Origin of the sequence: Sandaracinobacteroides hominis (assembly GCF_016464365.1) — a bacterium.
GTDB classification, from domain to species: Bacteria; Pseudomonadota; Alphaproteobacteria; order Sphingomonadales; family Sphingomonadaceae; genus Sandaracinobacteroides; species Sandaracinobacteroides hominis.
Window position 1 is genome coordinate 54,741 of the sequence record NZ_JADCUC010000007.1, and the last position, 19,380, is coordinate 74,120.

Genomic DNA, 19,380 nt, shown 5'->3' on the forward strand with positions numbered 1-19,380 from the left:
GGCAATGGCGGCGTTCAAATTCCTTTTCGACTATGGCAGCCCGGCCTCCTACCTCGCCTGGAAGCGCCTGCCCGCGATGGTCGCGCGCACCGGCGCCAGCGTCGAAGTCGTGCCGATCCTGCTGGGCGGCGTGTTCAAGGCGACCGGCAACGTGATGCCGGCAAGCGTGCCCGCCAAGGGCCGCTGGATGAACGGCGACCTGGCGATCTGGGCGAAGCGCGACGGCACGCCACTGACCATGAACCCGCACTTTCCGATTAACACCGTGGCGCTGATGCGCGGGGCGGTCGCGGCGGAAATGCGGGGTGAACTGACCGCCTATAGCGACGCCGTTTTCAATGCGATGTGGCGCGATGGCCGCAACACCGGCGATCTGGCGGTGCTGGCAGACGTGCTGACCGAAGCGGGCCTGGACGCCGCCGCCTATGCGGCCGCCATCGACTCGGCAGAGGTGAAGGACAAGCTGCGCGCCAACACCGAGGCGGCGGTTGCGGCGGGAGCGTTCGGCGCCCCCAGCTTCCTGGTCGGCGACCGGCTGTTCTTCGGGCAGGACCGCACCGCCTTTGTCGAGCTGGCGCTGAAGGGCGAGCTGTGAGTGCAGCCCTGATAATCGGCGCCGGCGACGCGCTGGGCGGCGCCATCGCCCGCCGCTTCGCCCGCGAGGGCCTTACCGCCTGCGTCGTCCGCCGCAACGGCGATCAGCTCGTGCCGCTCGTGGAGGCCATCGAAGCCGCTGGAGGCCGCGCCGTCCCGTTCGGTGCAGACGCCCGCGTGGAAGAGGTGATGGTCGATCTGGTCGACCGCATCGAAGCCGACATCGGCCCGATCCGCGTCGCCGTCCACAATATCGGCGCCAACGTCCGCTTCGGCATCCGCGAGACGACCGCGCGCGTCTATCGCAAGGTGTGGGAAATGTGCGCCTTTTCCGCCTTTCTGACCGGCCGCGAAGCCGCCCGGGTGATGGCGCCACGCAGCGAAGGCACCATCCTCTTCACCGGCGCCACCGCCAGCGTCCGGGGCGGGGCTGGCTTCGCTGCCTTCGCCGGCGGCAAACACGCCGTCCGTGCACTGGCGCAATCCATGGCCCGCGAACTGGGGCCGGAGGGTTTGCACGTCGCCCACTCCATTATCGACGGCCCCATCGACACCGCCTTCATCCGCGACAACTTCCCCGAAGCCTACGCGCTGAAAGACCAGCAAGGCATATTGGACCCGGACGCCATCGCCGAGGCATACTGGCAGCTGCACGTGCAGCCGCGCTCGGCCTGGACGCATGAGCTGGATCTGCGACCCTGGATGGAGAAGTTCTAGCGCCTCTGGATCAAGTGCGGGGCAGGCATCCAGGTAGAGCCCCCGCGAAACTCTACGCCCCCAACACGATCGGCAATTTCCGCACCGGTTTCCCGGTCAGCACGAACAGGGCATTGCACACCGCCGGCGCAATCGGCGGCAGGGGCGGTTCGCCGACGCCGCCCATGGGTTCGCCGGATTCGATGATGTGGCAATCGATGCGCGTCGGCGCGTCGGGCATGCGCAGTAGTTGGTAGCTGTCGAGGTTGCGGGTGGCGGCGGCTCCGCCTTCGATCAGCACGGCTTCGCCGAGTGCGGTGGAGAGGCCCTGCACCACGCCGCCTTCGATCTGGCTTATGGCGCCGTCGCGGCTGACGATGCTGCCGCAATCGATGGCGACGGTGACGCGGTGGACCTTCGGCTTGCCGTCGACGATGCTGACTTCGGCGACTTCAGCGCAGAGGCTGCCGTAGCTTTCCATATAGGCGAGGCCGCGGGCGCGGCCTGCGGGAAGCGGGGTGCCCCAGCCGGATTCCCGCGCTACGACATCCAGCACCTTCAGCGCGCGGGGGTCATGCGCCAGCAGCTCCCGGCGCAGCGTCAGCGGGTCTTTCCCGGCGGCCTTGGCGACCTCATCCAGAAAGCATTCGAGGAAGAAGCCGTTCTGCGTGGAGCCGACCGCGCGCCATGGGGCGGAGGGCACCGGCTCGCGGTGCATCGCATATTCCAGCAGCAGCGCGGGCGGCTTGTAGCGGGTGTCGGCGATGGATTGCAGGCTGGAGCCATCGAGGCCGCCCTCTTGAATCGGGGTGGCGGGGGCGGCAAAATCCATCACCATCGACGTGCCGGCCGCGCGGAACGACAGGCCCGTCACCTTGCCGCCGGCGTCCAGCGTCGCCTTCATGCGGGCCATCTGCGCCGGGCGATACCAGCCCTGCCCGATCTCGTCCTCGCGCCGCCAGAAGTAATGCACGGGCTTGCCCACGGCCTTCGCCACCAGCACGGCATCGCGCACGCCTTCCACATCGCGCAGGCGGCGGCCGAAGCCTCCGCCGAGCAGCGTGGTGTGAATGGTCACCTTGTCGGCTGTCAGGCCCGAGGCGGCGGTGATTGCGCCCAGAAGCCGGTCCTGCGCCTGCGTCGGCGCCCAGACTTCCAGCGTGCCGTCGGCGTTGAAGCGGACGACGGCGTTCCACGGCTCCAGCGGGGTGTGGGCGAGGAAGGGGACTTCGTAATCCGCCTCCACGACTTTTGCGGCGGATTTCAGCGCGCCGGCGAAATCGCCGTCGGCGCGGGGGGCGACTGCCGGTTTCGCGCTGCCGAGGGCGGCCTTCATGTTGGCGGAGATCGTGGCGCTGTCCAGCTTGTCGTGCGGGGTCGGCTTGAAGCGGATGGCGAGGGCATCCGCGCCCTTCATCGCCGCCCAAGTGGAATTGGCCACGACGGCGGCACCGCCGGGCAGCGCCACGACTTGCGTTACGCCCTTCACCGTCTTCGCGCTGGCCGCGTCGAAATCCTGCAGCTCGCCGCGAAACACCGGAGAGAGCCGGGCGCAGGCATAGACCATGCCGGGCATCTCCATGTCGAAGCAATAGATCGGCTCGCCCTTCACTTTCGCGGGCAAATCCAGCCGGGGCTGCCGCGTGCCGGTCAGCTTGCGCGTTGCCTTGTCGCGCAGCTGCGGCTCGGCCGGGGCTTCGCGCCGGGCAGCCCCTGCGGCAAAGGCGCCGATCGGGCCGACGGCCTTGCCGCCGCGCATCACCACGCCGTCGACGATGTCCAGCTCGCCCACAGGCAGCTTCTTCGTCTCTGCAGCCTCGGCCAGCAGCATCGCCCGCGCCTGCGCTGCGGCTTTCCGCAGCGGCACATGCCAGGCCCGCATCCCCCAGCTTCCGCCCGAGCTCATCGCGCCGGGGTTGGTCGCCGTCACACCGCGCCGGAAGGCGGGGGCAGGGTTTGCGGTTTCCACGCTGATGCGCTGCAGCGGCACGCCCAGCTCTTCGGCGATCAGCATGGCGTGGCCGGTGTGGATGCCCTGCCCCATCTCGGTGGTGGGCGACCACAGCTTCACCCGCCCGTCGGCGGCGATCTCCAGGAAGGCGGTTAACTTTGCGGCTGCGCCTTGCGCAAAGACCGGCGCGGCGCTGACACTCAGCGAAACCACCAGCGCGCCTGAGCCGGCGATGAAGCTGCGGCGGGAAAGCATCTCGTTCATGCCGCTACACCCCCGCTGCCTGCTTGATGGCCGCGCGGATGCGCACATAGGTGCCGCAGCGGCAGATGTTGCCCGCCATGCCGGCGTCGATCTCTTCGTCGGTCGGCTTTGGAATGTCCTTCAGCAGCGCCGTCGCCTGCATGATCTGCCCCGTCTGGCAATAGCCGCATTGCGGCACCTGATGGTCCAGCCAGGCCTGCTGCAGCTTGCTCAGCCCCTTCGCGCCAACGCCTTCGATGGTAAGGACGTCTGCGTCCGCCAGCGCTTCCACCGGTGTCACGCAGCTGCGGATGGCGGCCCCGTTCGCGATCACCGTGCAGGCGCCGCATTGGGCGATGCCGCAGCCATATTTCGCGCCCTTCAGGTCCAGCGTGTCGCGCAGCACCCACAGCAGCGGCGTATCCGGTTCCACATCCAGCCGATGCGTCTTTCCGTTCACGGTGAGGTTGATCATGGAGATGGTCCTGTTGCGGGGCCGTAACATACTAGCCGACACAGGCAGGCGGGCAAGCGCCCAATTTCAGTGCGAGCGATTGGGCCTGTAGGGTTCGCGCCCCGCGCTCGCCACAGCGGCAGCCTCGCAGGCTGCGCGGAAATCATAGAATTCCGCCACTTCCGCCACGCAGTCGGGCCATGCCCCGGACTGTGTCCAATAGTCATGCAGCCCCAGCCGCACGCACAGCTCCGCAAAGCGCGGATCCTGCCGCAGCCTGAGGCCCACCGGAGAGAATAGCCCCACAGACGCCAGCGCGCGCGAAAATCCACGCCCGTCGGGTGCCGGATCGAATGCCAGCGGGCGCCCCTCGTCGATTGCGGTGAACAGCAGCTCGAAGGCGCGGTCCATGTCTCCCAGCCGCGCCGTGCGGCCCACATGCACAAGGTAGAGCACCGGGTGCGCCTGCTGGATGCGCTTCTCGATATGCGCCTGTGCAGAGGCCCGCTCGCTTTCGGCGACATCGACAATCAGATTCGCGCGCGAGCGTGTCAGCTGGTCCAGCATGAAGCGGGCATAGGGCGAATCCGGAAAGTCGCGCACGGCGCCTTCGGCCATCTCGTGCGCCTTTTCCAGATGCCCGGCGCTGTGGTGGAAGAAGGCGCGAATGGCCCGCGAATAAGGGCTGGCGGGTTCGTTGGCGGCGATCTCGTCAAAGATCCTGCAGGCCTCGCCGTTGCGCCCCACGCTCATCAGCGCGCCGACATGGATATGCGCCACCGAACTGTCGTTGGTGGTCAGCGAAAAACCCCGCTCGGCCAGCCGCACCCGCTCGGCATGATCCTGAAAGGCAGGCGTCAGCAGCGCCAGCGCGGTGAAGGCAGGGCCGCATTCCGGGTCCAGCGCCAGGGCCCGCTGCGCTTCGCTCAGCGCCACCGGACGGATCAGCGCACCATCCGCATCGCTGCTCTTGGGCAGGCTGAAGCCGCGGAACATCGCCAGCTGGCCCCAGGCGGTGGCGAAATCCGGCGCCAGCGCCACCGTCTGCTCCAGCAGTTGCACGCAATGCACGCGGTCCTGAATGGTCGAATCCTGCGCATAGATCGCACGCGCCTGCAGGAAGAGATCGTAGGCGGCAGGGTCGATCGCGCCCATTTTCGGACCCGGCGTGAAATGTGCGTCCAGCTGGGCGGCGATGGCGGCGGCAATCTCGTCCTGCAGTTCAAAGATGTCTGTCAGCGAGCGATCGTAACGCTCGCTCCACAGCGTCATCTGGCTGTCGGTATCGACCAGCTGCGCCGTGATCCGCACGCGGTCTCCGGCACGCCGCACCGAGCCGTCCAGCATGTGCGTCGCCCCCAGCTCGTCGACGATGCGGCGCGCCGATTTCTCTGTGCCGCGAAACTGGAAGCTGGAGGATTTGCCGATCACCCGCATCCCCTTGGACCGGGAAACCGTGTGCAGGATCTCCTCGCTGATGCCGTCGGAGAAATAGGCCATTTCCGGATCGTGCGAGAGATTGTCGAATGCGAGCACGGCCAGCAGCGGCTCGGTCGGCATGCGCCGGGTTTCCTCGCCAGGCTGGCCGGGGGAAACCGGCCCGGTCAGCTCGGCGATGCTGGCAAGCACCTTCCGCCAGCCGACATTGTCGGCCTCGCCATCCCAGCCGGCCATGTCGGCGCACTGGATTTCGCTGAACGGAATGGGTGGCACCAGCGGCACCAGCCGAAGCTGCACCAGCTTGCCGGCCTCGCGCGCGAAATTCGCCTCGGCCCGCACCCACTGCGATTTCAGCGCATCCGGCGACCAGATCACCAGCACGGCGCGGGCGGCGCGCAGCCTCTCCTCGATCACCTCGGCAAAGGCGCGGTGCGCCGGCAGCTCGTCGTCGCGCCAGACGGAATAGCCCAGCGCCCTGAGCGCTGCACTGATCTGCCGGGCCTCTGCCTCCGTGGAGCGGGCATAGGATATGAAGATATCCGCCATTTCGCGGTTTCCCTATCACACAGCGCGCGTATGACCAGCCTGTAAGCCGCTAGGTTTGCAGCGGTTGTCGTGCCATGATGCGGCATCTCAGGGGGGAATGAGGATGGCCGTACCACAGCCGAGGGCGCCCGATGTGACGCTGGCCGATATCCGCCGTCAGGTGTGGATGGATGCCTATGGGAAGGAGGTGCAGAGCGCCGCCACCTATAGCTACACCTGGATGGCGGATCAGGTCGGGCACATGGGCGTCGGCATGCTGCTGGCCTTTGCCCTGATCGCCCTGTTCCAGCATCTGCCGGTGCTGTTCGGCTGGCATTGGTCGACGCTGATGTGGCCCGAGCTGCTGGGCCTTGCCGCGTCCGCCGCTCTCGTGGCCCTGTGGGAATATAATGCCTACAGCAGCGACGTGAAGCGCGCGCACGGCTCGCAGTTTCCGCTGCAGGTGGGGCTGCTTCGGCGCAATGCCGTCATCGCCACCTTCTATATGGCGCTGGGCGCGGCGATGGGCTGGGCGCTGCATCAGGATTGGTATTATTCTACGCCGCTGATCCTGGGGATGATCGTGCTGGGCGCCTGGCTGGCGATCCCTTGGGTGCGGCAGAAGATCATCTGGCAGAAGGCGTCGCTGCCCTATCTGTCGCGGCTTGCCGACATAAAGCCCAACATGCCGAAGAAGGATGCCGAAAAGCTGTGGGCCGGGATCTGCGATGCCTATCCGCCCGCCGGGCCGCCGCGCGTGGTGGTGCTGGGCGGCAAGGTGGGCAGCGGCCGCACCGAATTCGCCTGCAGCATCGGCACCGAGGTCGCCTTTCGCGGCGGCATGGCGCGCTACATGCCCTTCACCAAGCTGATCGAGCTGGCGCGCATTCAGGACTATCAGCTGAAACCGCCACCGCCGGGGCCTGCCAACATCGGTTGGTGGCCGTGGGGCGAGGCGCAGCTTCTCATCATCGACGATATCGGCCCGCTGCTGGAAGCCACCGGCATTTCCGAGGAGGGCTCTCCCTCAGATCAGCTGGAAGGCCTGCTGGAGCGCTGGCTGGACCCGATCCGCCCGGCGCTTTCGGCTCGCAGCACGGTGTGGATCCTGGGCGAGGATGGCTGGGGTTCGAAGGAGCATCTGGAGGAAGCGGCCAAGGCCATCGCCGACTTCCTGCAGCTGAAGGACCCGCTCGCTATCCTGCTGGGGCACGAACCGTCGCAGACCGTCGACCGGATGCCTGCCTGAGAGGCATCCGGTCGCGCAGCCATTCGGCCGGCTCACCCGCGGTGTCGACCAGCTCGACCGGCTCGAAATAGAGTTGCCGGTCGGCTTCGGAAATATCGGCCGGGATCTCGGCATATTGCGGGTCCAGCACGTCGTGCCCGGCCTTGTAGCTGCGCCGGGCGTCGGGCGTGCCCTTCGACCAGAGGTAGCAATGCAGGTTGGCCGAGGCCATCACCCCCCAGCGGATGGGGCTCCACAGGCGGGCGCGGACGATGCGCCGCACCGTCTTGGCGAGGATGTCCCAGCGGCCGATCACTTCCCACGGCCGGCGGAACACCTGCTCGCCGAACTGCGCCAGATTGTCGTGGCTGTCGGCGAGGTGGCGATAGCAGATGGTTTCGCCGTCGAGATCGCGCAGCCGCAGCCCCGGCGCCAGCCGGCCCTGCTCCAGATCTTCCCAGAAGCTCTGCGTGCCGGCCAGCGGGGCAATGAAGCTCATGTAGACGGGCATCGGCATCAGCGGATCTTCGGTGATCGCCGCGAGCTGCCGCCGCATTTCCGCGGCCGTCTGCGTCTGCGGATCGAACAGCAGGCCATAGGCGATGCCGATACCCCGGGATTCCGCATAGGCGACGTCGTCGAGGATGTTGGAGCGGCGGCTGAGGTTCTGCGTCTTGCGGAACTTCTTCAGCATCACCGGATCGAGGCTCTCGATGCCCGCGAACAGGCCGATGCATTTGCTGTCTGCCAGATGCCGCACCAGCGCCCGGTCGTTGACGACATTCTGCGTCACCAGAGCAGCCCATCCCCTGATGCGGCGGTCGGCCTTCAGCATCGCGCACATCTGCATCAGGAAGTCGCGATCGTCGGACAGATTGTTGTCGAGGAACAGGATCATCGGCGACAGGCGCTGGAAGCTGAACGGCGGGCTCGCCTCTATCGCGCGATCTATGCTGGCCTTCACGTCGGCGAGATCGAAGGTTGCGTGGCCGCCCACTTCGGAGGGCATCACGCAGAAGCTGCATTTGAAGCTGCAGCCGCGCGTTGCCTCGATCAGGTGGAAAGGCGGGGTGATCCCGGCCTCGGTCATCAGCCCATAGTCGGCGACATAGCGGGAGATCGACGTCATCCTGGAGCGGTAGATGGGCTTCAGTGCTCCCATCAGGAAATCTTCGGCGACCTCGCGGGTGCTGTCGGCGCCGCCGGCGCAGACGGCGTCGAAGAAGCGGCTGGCGAATTCGGGGAAGCTGGTGGCGATGCTGCCGCCGGCGACGGTCTTTGCACCGGAGCGGCGGAAATAGAAGGAAAGCTGGCGCATCCGATCGAAATCGACCTGCAGGCCGCTGAGGAAGACGAGATCATAGCCGGTTGCCCGCTCCGGATCGAAGGGGCCGTGCCAATCCTCGTGATACAGCTCCACCTGGAACCTGTCGCGATCCAGCAGCGAAGCGACATGCAGCCCGGATATCGGCTGCATCAGATAGCTGGATCGCCGCTTGTCGCGGCTTGGCCTCAGATGCGTGCAAATTACCAGCGCGCGCGCTTTGCTCCCGATCGTTGCGCCTTCGGCCATCCCCGTCCCCTGCATTGCAGGGCCCACTCCCCCCGCACGCCCCGACTTGGCCCAACTTGGGATTGCCAGGAAGTTACCCATTCCTAGACCTGCGCCGCCGCCAAGAAAAGCGCCCTTGCGGGGCGGGGCTGCCGCTGCTCTAGCTTTCGGCATGGCCCGCAAGCCCAAAGCCTGGAAACCGATGCCCCGCGCCGATGTGGAGGCGATGTTCGATACGCTGGGCGCCGCCAACCCGAGCCCGAAAACCGAGCTGGAGTTCGTGAACCCCTATACGCTGCTGGTGGCCGTGGTGCTGTCGGCGCAGGCGACCGACGTGGGGGTGAACAAGGCGACGCGGAAGCTCTTTGCCGAGGTGCAGGACCCGCTGGCGATGCTGGCGCTGGGGCTGGACGGGCTGAAGCAGCATATCCGCACCATCGGCCTGTTCAACGCCAAGGCCGCCAACGTCATCCGCCTGTCGGAACAATTGCTGGAGCATCACGACGGTGAGGTGCCGCGCACCGAGAAAGAGCTGATCGCACTGGCCGGGGTGGGGCGGAAAACCGCGAACGTGGTGCTGAACGAGGCCTTCGGGCAGGCGACGCTGGCGGTGGATACGCATGTGTTCCGGGTGAGCCACCGCATCGGCCTGTCGGCGGGCAAGACGCCAGACGCCGTGGAGCGCGACCTGCTGAAACAGGTGCCCGCCCGCTGGGGCCGCGAAGCGCACCACCTGCTGATCCTGCACGGGCGATATCTGTGCAAGGCACGGTCGCCGGAATGCTGGCGATGCCCTGTTGCGCAGTGGTGCCGTTTCGAGCCAAAATCCGACATGCCGACGGCCAAATTAAGCCGAAGTTCAGTGCCACGGGCAGAGCGTGCGCTGACATGAGGGAGGTTGAATCCATGCGCCACATCCTGACTATCGCCGCGTTCTTGCCACTGTTGGCTGCGCCACTGCTGGCGGCGCCCGCCATCGCCGGAAGCAGCCGCGCACCGGAACTGGTGCCCGCCGGCGATCCGGTGAACTGCATCCAGATGAACCAGATCCGCGACACCACCGTGCGCGACGACCAGACCATCGATTTCCGCATGCGCAACGGGCAGGTGATGCGAAACACGCTGCCGCGCAGCTGCCCCAACCTGGGCTTCCAGCGCGCCTTCGGATACCGCAACACCACCAACCAGCTGTGCAGCGTGGATATGATCACCGTGATCCAGCAGGGCGGCGGCCCCTCGCGCGGGGCCAGCTGCGGGCTGGGGCAGTTCGTGCCGATGAAACCGGCGCCTGCGGAGGATGCGGCGGCGCCGGCCAAGTAGGATTTGCCTCCGGCGGGCAGGGCTCTGCCCTGCACCCGGCAGGGGAATCTGTCCCCTGCACCCACGATTTGTGGGTGAACTTCCCAAACTTCACATGGAGTCGTGTACGCGAGCGGGCGCGCGCGTAGCTTGTGACTGGTGTGTAGGACAGCGGAAAATGCGGGTTGGTTCGATGCCTGCATTGGGGCTGTGGTGGCATGGATTGGGGGGTGTAGGACAGGGCTGATGGTGTGACGGCTCCCGCCAACATTTCTGTCATTACGACCCTGTCGTGCGAGCACCAAAAACAGACGATCAGAAAGCTGTCAGGTCCCCTCCGCATTTGCGGCATGCCCGTGCAGGCCAAGGGAAACTCAATGCAAACTGTTTGAGCTTGCGGAGAGATTGCCCTGTGGGTCCCAGCTTTCGCTGGGATGACGGGGGGGTGGGAGCGGGCGGCGGGGAGATTTGTGTACGCGTCGCGATTGGCCCCAGCCTTCGCTGGGGCGACTTTGGGGGTGTGAACGGGTCGGGTTGTTGAGGTCCTGAGACCCCGGCGTTCGCTGCGGCTACACATAACATTGAGGGTGCAGGGAAATCATTTCCCTGCCGGGTTGCAAGGGCAGAGCCCTTGGCCGCCGGAGGCAGAAAGAGAGGTCTGCCGGAGGCCAACCCCTTCCCTACCAGGCGGCTTCCTTCTCAGCCGCGCGGCGGTCGAGCTCGGCGCGGCTCAGCTTTTCGGAGGACGATTTCAGCTGGCCGCAGGCGGCCATGATGTCCCGGCCGCGGGGGCGGCGGACCGGGGCTGAGATGCCGCCCTTGTAGACGATATCGGAGAAGCGCTGGACTTGTTCGGGCGTGCTGGTTTCGTAGATGGCGCCGGGCCAGGGGTTGAAGGGGATGAGGTTCACCTTGGCCGGCAGGCGGTAGTGTTTCAGCAGGCGGACGAGTTCGTGGGCGTCTTCGTCGCGGTCGTTCTTGTCCTTCAGCATCACATATTCGAAGGTGATGCGGCGGGCGTTGTTGGCGCCGGGGTAGTCGGCGCAGGCCTGCAGCAGTTCCTCGATGCCGTATTTGCGGTTGAGCGGCACGATCTCGTCGCGGATTTCCTTGGTGACGGCGTGGAGGGAGACGGCGAGATTTACGCCGATTTCGTCTCCGGCGCGTTCCATCATCGGCACGACGCCCGAGGTGGAGAGGGTGATGCGGCGCTTGGAGAGGGCGAGGCCTTCGCCGTCCATCACGATCTTCAGCGCGTCGCGGACGTTATCGAAATTGTAGAGCGGTTCGCCCATGCCCATCATGACGATGTTGGTGAGAAGGCGGCCGTCGGGCTGGCTGGGCCATTCGCCGAGGCTGTCGCGGGCGAGCATCACCTGACCGACGATTTCGGAGGCGGTGAGGTTGCGGACGAGCTTCATCGTGCCGGTGAGGCAGAAGCGGCAGTTCAGCGTGCAGCCGACCTGGCTGGAGACGCAGAGCGTGCCCCGATCGGCGTCGGGGATGAAGACCATTTCATATTCTTCCGCGCCGGAGCGGAGGAGCCATTTGCGGGTGCCATCGGTGGAGACATGCGCTTCGACGATATCGGGGCGGCCGACGACGAAGTGGCGTGCGAGACCTTCGCGCAGGGGCTTGGAGAGATCGGACATCTGCTCGAAGCTTTGGGCGCCGCGGTTGTAGATCCAGCTCCAGATCTGCCTGGCGCGCATGCGGGCCTGTTTCTGCTCCACCAGGCCGACATCCAGCAGCAGTTCGGCGATCCGCGATTTCGGCAGGCCGACGAGGTCCGTCAGGCCGTCGGCGCGGATGGCGGGCGTGCGCGGCACGGTGACGGGGTCAACCGCGCCCGCAATGGGCATGAGTTCAGTATCCATGGAGCGCCGGCCCATAGCGCAAAATGGGGGAAAAGCGAAGAGGCGCCGATTGTGCGCGCCGGCAGCGCCTGGATTGCAGACGCGGAAAAGGTAGCCGGCCCCTGCGTCGGCTACCTCTTCAACCTGTCCGCGTCGACCGTGTCAGGCGTGGACGGAGCGGATCGTCTTGCGCCGAAGCGACATGCCGACCAGCCCGAAGCCGCCGATCATCAGTATCCAGCTCGCCGGTTCGGGAACCGGGGCGATTTCGAAGACGAAGCGGTGGTCGTCGTAATCCCAATCGTTGCGGAAGTTGGGATCGCGGGCGCCATTGATGTCTTCGAAGCCGACATAGAGATAGGTGCCGAGCGGAATGCCCAGATCCCCGCCGCCATAGGGCGTGGCGTGGATGTGGACGAAGCCATCCGGGTTGTTGGCGCTGTTGCTGGAGAAGATCGTTCCAGCGACATCCGGCGGCGCAAGGATATGCAGCAGCAGTTCAAGTGAATCCCCCGCCTGCACATAGCCGAGTGCAGCCTTGGTCGGAACCGGGGTGACCTGGTTGTTGAAGATCGGGCTTTCCGGGCTGGTTACGCCGTTGACCTTCATGGAGATCACGCTGGTGTACTGGGCTTCCTTGCCGAGGAACCAGGCATAAACGATGCCTGACGACGGGGCTACATAGGTGTCATATGTGGTATCTGTGATCCGCGTTCCGGGCGAGCCGTAGAGCGGGATGGCGGAATGTGCAGCGCTTGCCAACAACATGGTCGACAGCGCGAGGACAATCTTGCGCATGTTGAGCCCCTAGTTACTTGGGCCCCCTTGGCCCATTTGCAACATATCCCAAGTACGGAAGGTCAGCAAGCGAACTCGCAGTGCCAATTTCTTCGATTCGTCGAGTCCCGGACTCTGGATTGGCACGTCGTGGCGAGAGAAGCATGGTAAACGGCGTAAAAACGGCAAGTTACCCTTGATTCTCGTTTTGCTGCATTGCACAATTTCTTGTGCGAATCTTGGCTGTTGACCATCAAATTGTTAGCGATGTCTTGGCACTCCGGTGCCGATATCAGGCTGCTCTTGGCCCGCTAACGCCGGTTCCCTGAAGGGTGATGCGTTCGAATCCCGAGTCGATTCTGCAAATGCTGCCCTGGGAAAGGTCTGCGGCGATCGGCACACCGTGGAATTCGCGCCCTCCCACCAGCATGCCGCGCAGCACCCGCGCCGTGATGCCGTGGCTGATGACGAGGGCAGGGGCGGTGCCGGCGTCTGCCAGCCAGTCGCGCAGGCGTCGGGCGATGTCGGAATAGTGTTCGCCTTCGGGGATCGGCATTCGGAACAGCTTGTGTTCCATGTCGAGGATTTCGCCTTCGCTTGAGATGATCTCGGCATAGTCGCGGCCGGTCCAGCGGCCGACTTCGATTTCCCGCAGGCGACTGTCGGGGCGGATGTCGAAGAAGGCGCGATCGAGATGTTCGGCGATGATGGCGGCCGTCTGCAGGGTGCGCCCTGCGGGTGAGGCCCAGATCTGCGGTACGGGTTCGCCGCTGTCGCGGAAATGCCGGGCCAGCGCCGCACCCATCGCCTCGGCCTGGGCGATGCCGTCCCGGGTGAGGGGGGTGTGGGCGTCGTTCCCCTGCATGCGGCGGGCGCGGTTGAAGACCGTCTCCGCATGGCGGGCAAGGTAAAGCGGAGAGGGAGCGGAGGGGGGAGCGGAGGGGGGAGAGGCAAGGTTAGGCATGGAAGCGGGCAAAGCTTGCGGCTAGTGCTGGGTCAAGATTCGAATTATCTGAATCCCGAATCGCCTTTCAACTGTTGCCGATATCAAGACCGGGAGGGAATGTGGCGAACAAGGTTTACACGGACGCGGCTTCGGCGCTGGACGGGCTGCTGTTTGACGGGATGACGATCGTCTCGGGCGGTTTCGGCCTGTGCGGGATTCCGGAGAATTCGATTGCCGCCATCCGCGCATCGGGCGTGAAGGGGCTGACCGTCGTTTCCAACAATGCGGGCGTCGACGGCTTCGGGCTGGGGCTGCTGCTGGAGACGCGGCAGGTGAAGAAGATGATTTCCAGCTATGTCGGCGAGAACAAGGAGTTCGAGCGGCAGTATCTGGCGGGCGAGCTGGAGCTGGAGTTCGCGCCGCAGGGCACGCTGGCCGAGCGGATGCGGGCCGGTGGCGCCGGCATCCCGGGCTTTTACACCCGCACCGGCGTCGGCACGCTGGTGGCCGAGGGCAAGGAGCACAAGGAGTTCGACGGCGAGACGTTCATCCTGGAGCGGGGGATCGTCGGCGATCTTGCCATCGTGAAGGCGTGGAAGGCGGATCGGTTCGGCAATCTGGTCTATCGAAAGACGGCGCGGAACTTCAATCCGCCTGCCGCGACGGCCGGCAGGGTGACCGTCGCCGAGGTGGAGGAGATCGTCGAGGACGGGGCGCTGGAGCCGGACAGCATCCACACGCCCAGCGTCTTCGTGCAGCGGGTGTTCGTGGGAACGTTCGAGAAGCGCATCGAGCAGCGCACGGTTCGCAAGCGGGAGGCGGCATAATGGCCTGGACAAGAGACGAGATGGCCCAACGCGCCGCGCGGGAGCTGAAGGACGGGTTTTACGTGAACCTTGGCATCGGCATGCCGACGCTGGTGGCAAACCATGCCGGCGACCTGGACATCACCCTGCAGTCGGAAAACGGCATGCTGGGGATGGGGCCCTTCCCGTGGGAGGGTGAGGAGGATGCCGACCTTATCAATGCGGGGAAGCAGACCGTCACCGAGCTGCCGCGCACCAGCTATTTCTCCAGCGCCGACAGCTTTGCGATGATCCGCGGCGGGCATATGGATTTGTCCGTGCTCGGGGCGATGGAAGTGGCCGAGAATGGCGACCTTGCGAACTGGATGGTGCCGGGCAAGATGGTGAAGGGCATGGGCGGGGCCATGGACCTGGTCGCCGGGGCGCCGCGCATCGTGGTGCTGATGGAGCATGTCGACAAGGCGGGAAATCCGAAGTTCGTGCCGGCCTGCACGCTGCCGCTGACCGGGCGGAACGTCGTGGACGTGCTGATCACCGATATTGCCGTGTTCGACCGCGCCGACCGCAAGAGCCCGTTCCGGCTGGTGGAAATGGCGCCGGGGGTGACGCTGGAGGACGTGCAGGCGAAAACCAGCGCGATGTTTATCGGGTGAGCGCGGTTGCATTGAGATGCGCATCAGTTGATGCTAATTTTGATGCATGCGAACGACGATCACGCTGGACGACGAGCTGGTGGCGACGGCTATGGAATATACTGGCATCCACGAGAAGTCGGAGCTGCTGCGCCGCGCGCTGAAGGAGATGGTGGCGCGGGAAGCTGCCCGGCGGCTGGCGCTGTTGGGTGGAACCGAGCCTGACCTGAAGGCGCCGCGCCGCCGTCGCTTCGAATGATCGGGCAAAAGCCGATCCTCGCAGACTCGTCGATCTGGATCGAACATCTGAGCGACCGTCTGCCCGGCTTTGCGGAGTTGTTGCGCGACGGCCGAGTGGTCTGCCATCCCGCAGTAATCGGCGAGGTGGGCCTCGGATCGCTCCGAAACCGCGCCGGCATTCTGGAATCAATGGCGACCCTGCCGGCGGCAGACGTGGCGCGGGACGCAGAAGTGCTGGGGCTGGTGAACAGCATCCCCCTTCACTCTCGCGGCATCGGCTGGGTGGATGCACATCTTGTCGCTTCCGCGATTTTGAGCCACGCCCTGCTCCTGTCGCGCGACCGCCGGCTGAACGCTGTTGCGGCGGAGCTGGGAATCGCCGTCGCGATATAGGGCGATACAGGGCGATTTGGTCGGCGTTGCACCCTTCCCCTTTGCTTGCCCGATGCTAGGACGTGAACTCCTAGGCTTGGCGACAGTTCGACATGAAGGGTCCTTGATGAAGCGGCTGGCTTTTGCGTTTCTTTCCATTCTCGCCACCCCGGTGCTGGGGCAGGCCAAGCCAGCGGAACCGCCGAAATGGGATGTCTCGACCGCCGGCGGCGCGACGTTGCGGCAGATTCCGATCGACGTCACCGAAGGCACCTGGATGGACCTGGACGTTTCGCCGGATGGGCGGACGCTGGCCTTTGCGCTGCTGGGCGATATCTAAACGATGCCCATTTCCGGCGGCACGCCGACGCGGATTGCCGAAGGGATGGCGTGGGAAGTGCAGCCGCGCTTTTCGCCCGATGGGCGGCGGATTGCCTTCACCTCCGATCGGGGCGGCGGCGATAATATCTGGGTGATGAACGCCGACGGGAGCGACAAGCGGCAAGTGACGAAGGAGGATTTCCGCCTCGTCTATCAGCCGAGCTGGAGCCCGGGCGGGCAGTATATCGCGGCGAAGAAGCATTTCACGACGCAGCGTTCGCTCGGCACCGGGGAAATCTGGCTGTACCATGTGTCGGGCGGTGGCGGGGCGCCGCTGGTGAAGCGGCCGAACGAGCAGCACCAGAAGGAGCTGGGCGAGCCGGTGTTCGCACCCGATAAGGGCAATGGCGGCGGCAAAGTCTATTACACGCGCAACATCTCGCCCGGGCCGATCTTCGAATATGCGCAGGATGCGCAGCTGGATCTGTTCAACATCGAGGCGGTGGATATCGCCACCGGCGAGATCAGCACGGTTGCGTCCGGCCCCGGCGGCGCGGTGCGGCCGCAGCCCTCGCCCGACGGCAAAAGCCTGGCCTTCATCAAGCGCGAGGGGACACATTCCAGCCTCTATGTGAAGGATCTTGCCTCTGGCGTTGAAACGCGCGTCGTCTCGGGCCTCGATATCGACATGCAGGAAGGCTGGGCCGTTACCGGGGTGTATCCGAATTTCGCCTGGATGCCCGACAATCGCGGGCTGGTCTATTGGGCGAAGGGCAAGCTGAACCGGGTGAACCGCGATGGCTCCGGGGCGAGCGTAATCCCGTTTCATGTGGCCGACACCCGCGCCGCCGTCGCCTCGCTGCACCCGACCGTGGATGTGGCGCCCGACCGGTTCCCGACGAAGATGGTGCGCTTTGCCAGCGAATCCCCGGACGGGCGGTCGATCCTGTTCGAAAGCCTTGGCAAACTGTGGCTGAAGCCGGCCTCCGGTGGCGCTGCGCGACGCCTGACGCGTGACAAGGATGGTGCGCGCGAGCTGTTTCCCAGCTGGTCGCGCGACGGGAAATCCATCGCCTATGTCCGCTGGACCGACGACAGGCTGGGCGAGATCCGCGTCGTCGGCCCGTCGGGGTCGGGCCGCACCGTCACCTCGAATCCCGGTCTCTATGCGCGCCCGGCCTTCTCGCCCGACGGGCGGACGTTGGTGTTCGAGCAGCGGCAGGGCGGCGGGCTGACATCGGGCGACTGGTCGGAGAATGCCGGGATTTACCGGGTCGCCGTTTCCGGCGGCGAGGCGGTTCGCATTTCCGCGTCCGGATCGATGCCGCACTTTGGCGCTGCGAACGACCGCATCTTCCTGAACAGCTCGGGCGGCGGCAAGCAGCAGCTGGTGAGCGTCGATCTGAACGGCGAGGCGAAGCGCGTGCACGGCAGCGGCGAGCTTTCGACCGACTATCGCGTTTCCCCCGATGGCCGCTGGCTGGCCTTCCGGCAGAATTACGAGACCTGGGTGATGCCGCTGATGGCGGGGCCGCAGGATGTCTCCATCGATTCGAAATCCACCGCGCTGCCAGTCGTCCGCGCCAGCCGCGGCGGGGCGGAATATGCCGGATGGTCGGCCGACAGCAGCCGCATCGGCTGGAGCGTGGGGCCGCAATATTATGCGGCCTCGCTTGCCTCGATGATGACCGACCCGGCAAAGTTCCAGCAGCCGACCTCGGGTGTGTCGCTTTCGATGGAGGTCGCCGCCGACAAGCCGACCGGCACCCTGGCGCTGACCGGCGCGCGCCTCGTCACCATGTCGGCAGCCGATGGCGGGATCATCGATAACGGCGTGATCGTGGTGCAGGGCGACCGCATCCTTGCGGTCGGCCCGGCCGGCACTGCCATACCCGCCGGCGCCACCCGCATCGACGTTTCCGGCAAGACCATCATCCCCGGCCTGATCGACGCCCACGCGCACGGGCCGATCGGCACCGGCGACCTGATCCCGCAGCAGAACTGGGTGCAGGTGCAGGCGCTGGCGCTGGGCACCACCACCATCCACGACCCCTCCAACCGTTCGACCGAAGTGTTTGCGGCGCAGGAGTATCAGCGCAGCGGCAGCTTCCTTGCCCCCCGCATCTTTTCCACCGGCGAGGTCGTCTATGGCGCGAAGTCGGCGCGGGTCTATGCCGAGATCAACAGCCTGGACGATGCGCTGGCGCATGTCCGCCGGCTGAAGGCGCAAGGGTCGCAATCGGTGAAGAACTACAACCAGCCCCGGCGCGAGCAGCGGCAGCAGGTGGCGGAAGCCGCCCGCCGCGAGGGGATGCAGGTGGTGGCCGAGGGCGGATCGCTGTTTGGACTGGACATGACCATCATCGCCGATGGTAACGCCACGCTGGAGCACAACATCCCGATGCAGCGCTTCTATGCCGACATGATCGACTTCTTTGCGGCCAGCGGCACCAACTATACGCCGACGCTGGTGGTGTCTTTCGGCGGCATGGATGGCGACAAATACTGGCGGCAGGCAACCGACATGTTCGACCAGCCGCTGCTGAAGCAGCACACGCCGCCGGGCGTGCTGGCCGAGAGCCTGCGCCGGGTGAAGGCACCGGACCAACTGTTCTATGATGGAATCAACGCCCGCGAGGCAAAGCGGCTGGCGGAACGGGGCGTGCTGGTCTCCATCGGCGCGCACGGGCAGCAGCCGGGGATCGCCGCCCACTGGGAGCTGTGGAGCTTTGTGAAGGGCGGGATGACGCCGCTGCAGGCGCTGCAGGCGGGGACCATCGTGCCGGCAAAGTCACTGGGGATGGCGAAGGACATCGGATCGCTGGAAGCCGGCAAGCTTGCCGACCTGGTGGTGATCGACGCCGACCCGACCGCCGATATCCGCAACAGCGAGAAGGTGGCGCAGGTGATGCTGGGCGGGCGGCTGTATGATTCGGCGACGATGAACGAAGTGGCGCCGGCGCAGGTGACGCGCCCGCCGCACTGGTGGGTTTCGGGCGGCCGCTACAACCGCGAAACGGCAGCGGCCGAATCCGTCGGACATGTCCATTAGGCTGAAGCGCGGGGCCTGGCTGGCGCTGGGCTTCGTCCTGGTGGGGCTGGGGGTGATCGGCGCGATCCTGCCGCTGATGCCGACGACGATATTCCTGATCCTGGCAGCGGGGTGTTTTGCGCGCTCCTCTCCCCGGCTGGAGGCGAAGATCCTGGCGCATCCGCGCTTCGGGCCGCTGGTGCTGGACTGGCGGGCGCGGGGGGCGATCCCGGCGCGGGGCAAGATGTTTGCGGTGAGCGGGATGACGGCTGGCTATGCGGTGTTTGCGTTGGCGGCAAAGCCGGAGTTGGGGCTGGCGGTGGGAGTGGCGGCTGCGATGGCGGTTTGTGCGGCTTGGATTTTGACGCGGCCTTCTTAGCTTGAGCGGGGAGGGTGCCTCCGGCGGGCAGGGCTTTG

Annotated in this window: 19 protein-coding genes; 12 read left to right on the plus strand and 7 right to left on the minus strand. The window is 65.9% G+C overall.

Annotated elements, in window-relative coordinates:
* Positions 1-4 precede the first annotated feature (4 nt).
* Both IM784_RS14255 and IM784_RS14260 read left to right on the plus strand, forming a co-directional pair.
* Positions 5-595: a 2-hydroxychromene-2-carboxylate isomerase gene (locus tag IM784_RS14255; protein ID WP_199556014.1), complete on the plus strand. Its 591-nt coding sequence runs from the start codon at positions 5-7 to the stop codon at positions 593-595.
* The gene (locus IM784_RS14260) at positions 592-1,311 is read left to right on the plus strand and encodes an SDR family NAD(P)-dependent oxidoreductase (protein ID WP_199556015.1); all 720 of its coding nucleotides are present in this window, start codon (positions 592-594) and stop codon (positions 1,309-1,311) included. The genes IM784_RS14255 and IM784_RS14260 overlap by 4 nt, the downstream gene beginning before the upstream one ends.
* Before the next feature lie 52 nt (positions 1,312-1,363).
* Here the strand turns inward: IM784_RS14260 and IM784_RS14265 are convergent, their stop codons facing one another.
* The 3 genes from IM784_RS14265 to IM784_RS14275 all read right to left on the minus strand — a co-directional run bounded on the left by IM784_RS14265 (position 1,364) and on the right by IM784_RS14275 (position 5,924).
* A complete protein-coding gene (locus IM784_RS14265) occupies positions 1,364-3,505 on the minus strand; it encodes a xanthine dehydrogenase family protein molybdopterin-binding subunit (protein ID WP_199556016.1) in 2,142 nt (713 codons plus the stop codon).
* Between the two features lie 4 nt (positions 3,506-3,509).
* Positions 3,510-3,959 (minus strand): (2Fe-2S)-binding protein, encoded by a 450-nt coding sequence (locus IM784_RS14270; RefSeq protein WP_199556017.1) that lies wholly within the window; start codon positions 3,957-3,959, stop codon positions 3,510-3,512.
* Positions 3,960-4,025: 66 nt separating this feature from the next.
* Positions 4,026-5,924 (minus strand): TIR domain-containing protein, encoded by a 1,899-nt coding sequence (locus IM784_RS14275; RefSeq protein WP_199556018.1) that lies wholly within the window; start codon positions 5,922-5,924, stop codon positions 4,026-4,028.
* A gap of 103 nt (positions 5,925-6,027) precedes the next feature.
* Here IM784_RS14275 and IM784_RS14280 point away from each other — a divergent pair, with 103 nt between their 5' ends.
* A complete protein-coding gene (locus tag IM784_RS14280; RefSeq protein ID WP_199556019.1) occupies positions 6,028-7,152 on the plus strand; it encodes a hypothetical protein in 1,125 nt (374 codons plus the stop codon).
* On the opposite strand, the gene IM784_RS14285 is transcribed toward IM784_RS14280, so the two are convergent.
* On the minus strand, positions 7,100-8,704 hold the full coding sequence (locus IM784_RS14285) for a B12-binding domain-containing radical SAM protein (protein WP_199556020.1): 1,605 nt from the start codon (positions 8,702-8,704) through the stop codon (positions 7,100-7,102). The genes IM784_RS14280 and IM784_RS14285 overlap by 53 nt on opposite strands.
* A 181-nt stretch (positions 8,705-8,885) precedes the next feature.
* On the opposite strand from IM784_RS14285, the gene nth reads away from it, so the two are divergent.
* Together nth and IM784_RS14295 are read left to right on the plus strand one after the other, a co-directional pair.
* The gene (gene nth, locus IM784_RS14290) at positions 8,886-9,575 is read left to right on the plus strand and encodes an endonuclease III (RefSeq protein WP_199556116.1); all 690 of its coding nucleotides are present in this window, start codon (positions 8,886-8,888) and stop codon (positions 9,573-9,575) included.
* 14 nt (positions 9,576-9,589) lie between these two features.
* Entirely contained in the window at positions 9,590-10,003 is a 414-nt protein-coding gene (locus IM784_RS14295) for a DUF6491 family protein (RefSeq protein ID WP_235977397.1), read from the plus strand.
* A 659-nt stretch (positions 10,004-10,662) separates the two neighbouring features.
* On the opposite strand, the gene rlmN is transcribed toward IM784_RS14295, so the two are convergent.
* From rlmN to IM784_RS14310, 3 genes are all read right to left on the minus strand, one after another.
* On the minus strand, positions 10,663-11,859 hold the full coding sequence (gene rlmN / locus IM784_RS14300) for a 23S rRNA (adenine(2503)-C(2))-methyltransferase RlmN (RefSeq protein ID WP_235977398.1): 1,197 nt from the start codon (positions 11,857-11,859) through the stop codon (positions 10,663-10,665).
* Positions 11,860-12,000: 141 nt separating this feature from the next.
* A complete protein-coding gene (locus IM784_RS14305) occupies positions 12,001-12,636 on the minus strand; it encodes a PEPxxWA-CTERM sorting domain-containing protein (RefSeq protein ID WP_235977399.1) in 636 nt (211 codons plus the stop codon).
* 271 nt (positions 12,637-12,907) lie between these two features.
* Positions 12,908-13,579 (minus strand): histidine phosphatase family protein, encoded by a 672-nt coding sequence (locus tag IM784_RS14310; protein WP_199556021.1) that lies wholly within the window; start codon positions 13,577-13,579, stop codon positions 12,908-12,910.
* A gap of 101 nt (positions 13,580-13,680) precedes the next feature.
* Here IM784_RS14310 and IM784_RS14315 point away from each other — a divergent pair, with 101 nt between their 5' ends.
* The 7 genes from IM784_RS14315 (at position 13,681) to IM784_RS14340 (ending at position 19,342) form a co-directional block, all read left to right on the plus strand.
* Positions 13,681-14,388, plus strand: a complete 708-nt coding sequence (locus tag IM784_RS14315) for a CoA transferase subunit A (RefSeq protein WP_199556022.1) — start codon at positions 13,681-13,683, stop codon at positions 14,386-14,388.
* Positions 14,388-15,020 (plus strand): 3-oxoacid CoA-transferase subunit B, encoded by a 633-nt coding sequence (locus IM784_RS14320; RefSeq protein ID WP_199556023.1) that lies wholly within the window; start codon positions 14,388-14,390, stop codon positions 15,018-15,020. The genes IM784_RS14315 and IM784_RS14320 overlap by 1 nt, the downstream gene beginning before the upstream one ends.
* 46 nt (positions 15,021-15,066) lie before the next feature.
* On the plus strand, positions 15,067-15,258 hold the full coding sequence (locus IM784_RS14325; RefSeq protein WP_199556024.1) for a type II toxin-antitoxin system VapB family antitoxin: 192 nt from the start codon (positions 15,067-15,069) through the stop codon (positions 15,256-15,258).
* Positions 15,255-15,632: a type II toxin-antitoxin system VapC family toxin gene (locus IM784_RS14330; RefSeq protein ID WP_199556025.1), complete on the plus strand. Its 378-nt coding sequence runs from the start codon at positions 15,255-15,257 to the stop codon at positions 15,630-15,632. Before IM784_RS14325 ends, IM784_RS14330 begins: the two co-directional genes overlap by 4 nt.
* Positions 15,633-15,738: 106 nt before the next feature.
* Positions 15,739-15,951 carry a hypothetical protein gene (locus IM784_RS17665; protein WP_328799552.1) on the plus strand — a complete coding sequence of 71 codons (213 nt, stop codon included), beginning with the start codon at positions 15,739-15,741 and terminating at the stop codon, positions 15,949-15,951.
* 3 nt (positions 15,952-15,954) lie between these two features.
* On the plus strand, positions 15,955-18,984 hold the full coding sequence (locus tag IM784_RS14335) for an amidohydrolase family protein (RefSeq protein WP_328799553.1): 3,030 nt from the start codon (positions 15,955-15,957) through the stop codon (positions 18,982-18,984).
* Complete coding sequence (locus IM784_RS14340; protein WP_199556026.1) at positions 18,974-19,342, plus strand: YbaN family protein; 369 nt, start codon at positions 18,974-18,976, stop codon at positions 19,340-19,342. Before IM784_RS14335 ends, IM784_RS14340 begins: the two co-directional genes overlap by 11 nt.
* Positions 19,343-19,380 lie beyond the last annotated feature (38 nt).

Bases quoted from the DNA above. Each gene is read 5' to 3' on its own strand.
- rlmN (WP_235977398.1), bottom strand. From the start codon at position 11,859: ATGGATACTGAACTCATGCCCATTGCGGGCGCGGTTGACCCCGTCACC.
- IM784_RS14280 (WP_199556019.1), top strand. From the start codon at position 6,028: ATGGCCGTACCACAGCCGAGGGCGCCCGATGTGACGCTGGCCGATATC.
- IM784_RS14255 (WP_199556014.1), top strand. From the start codon at position 5: ATGGCGGCGTTCAAATTCCTTTTCGACTATGGCAGCCCGGCCTCCTAC.
- IM784_RS14275 (WP_199556018.1), bottom strand. From the start codon at position 5,924: ATGGCGGATATCTTCATATCCTATGCCCGCTCCACGGAGGCAGAGGCC.
- IM784_RS14320 (WP_199556023.1), top strand. From the start codon at position 14,388: ATGGCCTGGACAAGAGACGAGATGGCCCAACGCGCCGCGCGGGAGCTG.
- IM784_RS14285 (WP_199556020.1), bottom strand. From the start codon at position 8,704: ATGGCCGAAGGCGCAACGATCGGGAGCAAAGCGCGCGCGCTGGTAATT.
- IM784_RS14270 (WP_199556017.1), bottom strand. From the start codon at position 3,959: ATGATCAACCTCACCGTGAACGGAAAGACGCATCGGCTGGATGTGGAA.
- IM784_RS14325 (WP_199556024.1), top strand. From the start codon at position 15,067: ATGCGAACGACGATCACGCTGGACGACGAGCTGGTGGCGACGGCTATG.
- IM784_RS17665 (WP_328799552.1), top strand. From the start codon at position 15,739: ATGAAGCGGCTGGCTTTTGCGTTTCTTTCCATTCTCGCCACCCCGGTG.
- IM784_RS14330 (WP_199556025.1), top strand. From the start codon at position 15,255: ATGATCGGGCAAAAGCCGATCCTCGCAGACTCGTCGATCTGGATCGAA.
- IM784_RS14335 (WP_328799553.1), top strand. From the start codon at position 15,955: ATGCCCATTTCCGGCGGCACGCCGACGCGGATTGCCGAAGGGATGGCG.
- IM784_RS14265 (WP_199556016.1), bottom strand. From the start codon at position 3,505: ATGAACGAGATGCTTTCCCGCCGCAGCTTCATCGCCGGCTCAGGCGCG.
- IM784_RS14295 (WP_235977397.1), top strand. From the start codon at position 9,590: ATGCGCCACATCCTGACTATCGCCGCGTTCTTGCCACTGTTGGCTGCG.
- nth (WP_199556116.1), top strand. From the start codon at position 8,886: ATGCCCCGCGCCGATGTGGAGGCGATGTTCGATACGCTGGGCGCCGCC.
- IM784_RS14340 (WP_199556026.1), top strand. From the start codon at position 18,974: ATGTCCATTAGGCTGAAGCGCGGGGCCTGGCTGGCGCTGGGCTTCGTC.
- IM784_RS14310 (WP_199556021.1), bottom strand. From the start codon at position 13,579: ATGCCTAACCTTGCCTCTCCCCCCTCCGCTCCCCCCTCCGCTCCCTCT.
- IM784_RS14305 (WP_235977399.1), bottom strand. From the start codon at position 12,636: ATGCGCAAGATTGTCCTCGCGCTGTCGACCATGTTGTTGGCAAGCGCT.